We start from the raw sequence: 7,022 nt of genomic DNA on the forward strand, positions 1-7,022 counted from the left end.
ATTCTTGGGTTCTATATCTAGTATTGTTGCATTTAAGTAGAATTAAACCTTATCATGCTTTAAGTTTTATTGTTATTTCATCTCGTTTTTAAATTTTTAGAACTATATCTTATAAATAAATTAGCGTTGATGCTATGATATGAATGAAATATATAATTTGAAAAAAATGTATTGCTATATTAATTCATTACTATCGTTTTGTTATATAAATAGCAGTTTTAACCATAATCTGATGGCAATTAAAATGAAAATCCCTTTTAGATGTAATTTAATGTTATTACTTTTTGTTTCGCAATCACATGCTGTTGAAATAATTCAAAATAAGAATGGTCGAGTTTTTTTTGGCTATGATAACGGAGAGGTAGCAACAAACTTTGATCAAGATAATCAATTGCAAAAATTAAGCTGGGAATATGCTGATAACCCTAATGCTATTATTTCCAATAAGCCTTRTGTTTTTGAACATCAACTTATCAGTGGTACCCAATTTAAATTTTGTATAACTTCAATTTTAAATGAAAAAAGCTGTTCTTCTCTGGTTAGAGCCCCTTTTAAAGCACCTGAATTGCAGGTACAGAATCAGGATATGGCAGTTAATGAAGCAACATTGGAGCTTACTGTTCTTGCGCCTGAAAAATTAGCGATAGGAACTGAGCCAGTTACTCTGGTAAAATTTGAAGTTAATGTTGGCATTTCTGAATTCGTATATATCCAACACGAAGATCAATTTGGAAATATTCGGGATAATACAACAACTTACGACACAGTAAATTCGTATTTAATGGGCAGTGCATTAACTGATGACTGGACTAGTTTTAAAGCATGCGCAATTGGTGGTTTCGATTATTCAGAACCGACTTATATTGAAACTTGTTCTCCTGTGTACGCAGTGCCTTTTACAGAGAATAGTCCTATATTTGGTGAAGAAACAGAGGAGAGTAAAGACTTTTTGACTCAAAGTGATATTTTTATCGCAGATCAGGGAGGGGTGTCTGCTATAGGCATTTCTGAAAGCGACTATATTGGAACATTAGGTGAGGATAATTGGGTTTCCGACTTTAAAGAAGTTGATAAGATTCAGGTCTACACTGGAAATCACTATCTTTCAGGAGATAGGCTAATTGAAGCTCTAATAGTACACTACCGAAATGGTACTTGGAAAAGAATTGGCTCTGAACTTGGAGGGTATCGTGAACACTTTGAATATGAAGTACCGGAGTGCCATACAATAAGTTCCGTTAAAGCTTGGTCAAAAGATGTTAGTACTAACTCATTTGGAACAGGAATAAAGCCTTTTATTGGTGGAATTCAGCTAATCACTAAAAGAGATGGATGTTAAATTTTCTGCTATGATCTAAAAGAGGGGACAAAGTGTAGCTCACAACCGTGCCCCTCTTTTAATTAGAAAAACTCTTCCTTTGATTATAACAATATGATCACCAATAATACTTATTGGTGTGTTGTAATATATTTATCTGGCCTCAGGTTGTTTTTAATAGTTTGTACTTGTGTTCAGGTCATCCCTATATAATACCAATCACACTAATTAATTGTTCAATATAGCCCAACGTCTTAAACAAAGACTTTTGACTCGCTCTGTATCAGCTCGAAATATATTCCATGCCTTGCCAACAGAGTCCACTATATCTTCGTAATTTGCAAAGCATCGGTTGGCAAGTTCATGCTGCGTCAGCCAGCTCTACACTTGCTCTGCTGTATTCAATTCTGGTCGTCGTATTTCGTTTCCCAAAGCGCTCTTCATCGTGAAACCACACTAAAACGTTATTAAATGAATACGTCCAGATATCTTAAGGGTCGTTTCTATTTTTAATTTTTTTAAACCTTCTTGATCTTCATCTGACTGCTTCGAGTGTTTATATCGCGTTGTGAATCAGACTAACCCATGTTTTTCAGTATGTTATAGATGGTCGATAGACTGTAGATAACATCAAATTCATCCTAGATATATTCAATAATATCAGTCCCTTTAAGCCTCTCACCATCGGATTTAATTGTATTGGAACTAATGTACTGCTTTATCTGTGACACCAATATGAGGTTTCTCTGTGGTCAACTAATATTGGCCACAGTTTTAGAGTCTAACAACATTTCGGCTAACTCTCGGTAGCTGATACCGTATTTGCAGTACCAGCGCACAGCCCAAAGAATGATATCATCGGTGAAGTGGTGACCTTTAAAGTCTGACATGTGACTAATTCCATTTAGGCATTTATTCCTAGCATGCCTGAACCATCAAACTTTGCCACGGAGCCTGTAATCCACACGACAAACTACTTACTAATGGGATCTCATCACAACAATCATACCGAATTAGGTAAACCTCAAATTAATATATTCTGTGAACTTGAACCGATAAAATAAATATGCATCATGTCTCATTTCTGGTGTTCATGGTAGCTTTATCTTAGTTATCAGTAACGCAGGTGTGCAATACGTGGACAATACCCTTATAGGAAGTAATGAGGCATTAAGAAAGTCTAGTTCTATGGATGATTTTAAATTTGACCTTAATTAGGACTAGATACATCAATGGACAGGTTGATTACTTATCGCGACGTCATTTTTTCTGACTGGATAGATAGATGAATCGCTCCCCCAATACTTTGGATATCACTAAAGTGGTCGCTACACTAATAATTGGAAGTCAATAGAAAAAATTCAATGAAGATAAAAATCAGGTTAGTAGTCGATTTGTAAATCATCTTTTTATTAAAACCCTAACAATCATATTCAAATGGAGTACTCTAAATGAAAAATGCTTTTATCGCTTCTACTTTATATTTAATATCATGCAATACTTTAGCTGACATTACTGTTGTTGATTTTGTATATATGGCTCATCGTCAAAATATGGAAACGGTTAATGAACACAGGGCAATACATGCTCCTTGTTGGAAGGAATATCCTGAGCTGAGTGGTTGTCATAGTGGTAATCAGCTCTTACTCCCCTTTCTAGAAGGGGTAACTATAGAGGATAGTTCATCAACGCTTATTTCTACTTCATCTAACTTAGGTTATGTTATACGTCAAGCTTCTTTTGAAGCTCGGTTAGCTGTAGGGGAGGAAGGGGAGGACTTTGTTTACGATCCAGATTTTACCCATACTATCTATAAAATAAAACCATTTGATTTTTATGATGTGACTGGAACCCTAGAAGATGCAATCACTAACTCTAGTGGAGAGCAAAAAAATTATTTAGAAGCTTTACTTAGATATTTTGATTTTAGTCTTAGCGGAGTAGGTAGAGGAGCGGAATTATATGTGAACTATTATTATGGGTTAGATCACACGCAAATTAAACAATATGCAACCATAACCGGAGAAATGTTGATAGAACATGGTGTTGAAGATGGTTCCATTTTATTGAATCCAAGTTTCTGGGATGATAAATGGGTAAAGAATACTAGATATAATTTTATATTTGAGGATGAACAATCTAAGCCATCTCCTTATATTTATCCACTTGGATATAACGATAGACATGTAGTAGAATTTTTAGCAGACGAGCCCGATGACTTCAGGTATTCAGAACATGCTAATATCCCCAAGCTTCCTTTAGTTTCTACCAGTTGTTATACAACTGTTACAAATATACATGAAAGCTGCGGTAAGCTCGCAGGAGTACATTTTTCTTGGCCACGCCCATAAAATATCCCCAATTCACATCAGAAGGGAATTGGTCAAGGGGGGGATTCCAACGGAACTAAAGTGTACGTTTTGCCAAGGTGAGTTATACAAAATCGGTGGGGATGTCAGTGAAAAGCTTGAGTTCATCCCCGCTGTATTGAAAGTACTGGAATACGTTCGCCCCAAATATAGCTGTCGGCAATGCGAGAAAAATGCACAAAGCGTTGATATCAAACAACAACCAGCACCGACAGCTCTTATCCCGAAAAGCTATGCCACAGAAAGCTTGCTTGCCAATATTATCCTCGGTAAATACCAATATTCCTTACCTCTTTATCGTCAGGAAACGCTGTTTTCACAGGTGGGAATCGATCTACCAAGAACCACAATGGCGCGTTGGGTTATGCAGGTCAGTGAGTGCTTTACACCTCTGTACCAACGGTTAAAAGAAGCATTACTTAGTCAAAAAGTCGTGCAGGCAGATGAAACGCCACTCAATGTTCTAAAGGAAAATAAGCAATGTTATATGTGGGTTTACTGCTCGGGGGCTTACTCACCCAAGGCATCCCTTGGAGGTGTGAAAAACATCGTGCTGTTCGACTACCAAAACAGTCGGCCACGGCTTGCCCAACGGCTTTCATTAGGACATATAACGGCTATTTGCAAACGGATGGTTATAAAGCTTATGACGGTCTAGCTTATGTTGAGCGTCTGGGTTGCAGGGCGCATACGATACTAATTAAAAATCGAATGTAAAAATATAAAGTGCCGCCTGACGGCCGACACTTTAGATATTGATTTTGTTTATGTTAAAGGATGTGTATGCATTATAGTATTACTATTAGCACAAACTACTTTGTTTTGAATTAAACTGAAGACCACTAAGGAAAGGTTTTATATTCCCCCCCCACTTGTTTGTGCTAATGTCTTTTTCCCAAGCGGTTACTCTTCTTATTACCTGACACTTTGGTACTTCATATACAAAGTGCTCACGATACCCTCCAAGTTCAGAACCATGCCTTTTCCAAGTGCCATCTCGGTAGTGTACTATCAGCGCTGCTATTACCTTCTCTCCTGAAAGGTAGTGATTTCCAGTGAAAATCTGGACCTTATCAATATCATTTAAATCTGAACCATAAGTATATTTACCTATTGTACCAAGGCTACCATATCTTGGAGAATCAAAGCCTGACACATAAGTACCATGATAGGAAATCAGAAGGTCTGCAGCATTATAAAATTTTTCCTTTACCTTAGTCTCTTCACCATATATCTCGCTAGAGTTACCTGCCCAGTCTAATCCAGTGCAATTAATTTCAGATAGATTGTCACCACATGTAAAGTGCCATTTATTTCGCTGATCTTGGGTTGTATATTTTTCCGAGATAGTATTACCCAATCCTTCATTCATAGCGTTTACGGTATAACCGTTGTAGTCTTGTTCTACTGTCCAGGTAAAGACGCCCGCGAGGTTATTCTCTTCTGCATATTTCGCTTTTTGGTGTGCAGTACGCAGTGTATCACCACTGTAGTACACACCCGACGTTTCGTTATAATAGTAGTCAGCATTATTTCCATGATCAGTAAATAGTGTAAAGCCGTTCTTGCCTTTCAGGTTATAACCTGCAATGTTGGAATATAGATCGTAACTTTCTACCACGGTCGCCTCATGGCTTCCAAAAACTGGAGTATCCGTAACACCTTTGGCTGAATAAGGATTACCTGGAATATAGATACTAGCAGCTTGTTTACCCCGATGATAATTTGCCACTCCTAACATGATGCGATCGGATTCAACGCCGTAGCTTTTTAAGATTTTTATAGCGTTCTCAGCACTGTTATACAAGCCATCTGGACTTGGAGTTGCACCATAAAGGTTGGTTTGGTGGCCAAGCTCACCCTGAGTGAATGCCCCCCAGTAATCGTAGTTCATCAAATAGATGTAATCGAGGATCCCGTTCTCACCTGCTAGAGTATTATAGTTATCAGCACCGATTAATTCCATGTATTGCTGAGTCGCGCCAACAGCAGATGAAATTTTGATGTCATGTAAGTCAGCATTGTCCAGTGCAGTACGCATTTCTTGAATCAACGTGATGTAGTTTTCAGCATCATCTGGGCTATGGGCTCCTGATTCACCGCCATGACCAGGATACTCCCAATCGATATCAACACCGTCAAAGTCCCATTTCTTGATGAATTTCACGATCGAGTTGACAAACACTTCACGGCTTTCTGGGGTTGCGGCCAGGCGGTGGAATGGTTCAGATAGAGTCCAACCACCGATACTTAGTGCTAGTTTGAGATCCGGATTGTGCTTTTTAAGCTCTAACATCTGGCCCAGTAGGCCACGGACATTGCCTGGGTTTAGGCCATTGTAATTATCCTTACTAACGCCGTCGTAGAGGTCGTTCCAACCCATATCATCTTGACGTTGGCTGATGCCGCTTTGCAAGCCTCCCCACATATCCAGTACGGCAATTTCATGTTCGTCTAGTTCAAGTTCTTCACAAGCTTGCTCGACAGTTTCTGCTTTTGAACCTTGGTCACCACAAATTCCCAAGAAAGAGTAAACCAGCTTACCGTAGGCCGTCGGATCGATAGATTCTAGGCTGAATTGTCGGTCGTATTGGGCCCAGTCTGACACATAGCCAGTCACCATCTTGCTTGATTTACGCTCAACGACTGCTTCAGCAGCCATGGTGCCGTTCTTGATATCCCCTTCATCGTTGTAAACCACTTGTTGTTGAGTTATGCCTTCAACAGTAGTCTCATAATCGAAAGGTGGTGGTGGTGTTATACCTCCTGTTAAAGTCACGCTACGAGTGGCACTTTCGCCCGTTGGAAACTCGCCTGATAGTACAGTCACTTTCGCTGTAATCAACTCTTGTTCGGCAACCATTTCAGGTGGAACCACCATTTCACCTGAAATGGTTGCTTTATCTGAACTTGGGTCGTGGTTAATCAAAGTAAACGCATCACGTCCCTGGCAGCCGACTATTAGCTCATCAACATAATAACATGCTACCCATGGTACCTCGGCCCAATTCATATCAAAGGCAATTTCAACATTGCTACGTTCTTGTTCTGCTAGGGTACGATAATCTAATGTTATCGGAACACTAGCAGCATGCGCGTTTACAGCCATTAAAACAGCTATGGTAGTGAAACTTAACTTTCCAATTTGTATTTGATTCATTACAGCATGATCCTTATTTGTGGTGTACATTTTTTTCAACGCGATTGTCTCTTTGTCTAGGCAATGCTCACTTAAAAAGACCTTAAGTTCACGTTATATTTGTTTTTATCGTAACTATTTAAGAAAAAGTTCTAAAAGTGATAATTTTCCTGAGTATTTGTGCTGTGTATAAATG

General features: G+C 38.7%; 3 protein-coding genes and 2 pseudogenes. 3 read left to right on the plus strand and 2 right to left on the minus strand.

The genetic code is table 11. The features are described from left to right. Positions 1-244: 244 nt before the first annotated feature. Positions 245-1,339 (plus strand): beta-prism lectin domain-containing protein, encoded by a 1,095-nt coding sequence (locus tag L4D78_RS27780; protein ID WP_428469920.1) that lies wholly within the window; start codon positions 245-247, stop codon positions 1,337-1,339. 764 nt (positions 1,340-2,103) lie between these two features. Here the strand turns inward: L4D78_RS27780 and L4D78_RS27785 are convergent. Beyond that, a pseudogene (locus L4D78_RS27785) lies at positions 2,104-2,208 on the minus strand (IS6 family transposase); the annotation flags it as partial. 561 nt (positions 2,209-2,769) lie between these two features. On the opposite strand from L4D78_RS27785, the gene L4D78_RS27790 reads away from it, so the two are divergent. Beyond that, positions 2,770-3,669, plus strand: coding sequence for a hypothetical protein (locus L4D78_RS27790; RefSeq protein ID WP_428469921.1), 900 nt, complete (start codon positions 2,770-2,772; stop codon positions 3,667-3,669). A gap of 61 nt (positions 3,670-3,730) precedes the next feature. After that, positions 3,731-4,377, plus strand: a pseudogene (gene tnpC, locus L4D78_RS27795) (IS66 family transposase); the annotation flags it as partial. Positions 4,378-4,489: 112 nt separating this feature from the next. Here the strand turns inward: tnpC and L4D78_RS27800 are convergent. Further along, the gene (locus tag L4D78_RS27800) at positions 4,490-6,847 is read right to left on the minus strand and encodes a glycoside hydrolase family 18 protein (protein ID WP_428469922.1); all 2,358 of its coding nucleotides are present in this window, start codon (positions 6,845-6,847) and stop codon (positions 4,490-4,492) included. Positions 6,848-7,022: the final 175 nt, after the last annotated feature.

This window comes from Photobacterium minamisatsumaniensis, from assembly GCF_050336695.1.
Classification (GTDB): Bacteria; Pseudomonadota; Gammaproteobacteria; order Enterobacterales; family Vibrionaceae; genus Photobacterium; species Photobacterium minamisatsumaniensis.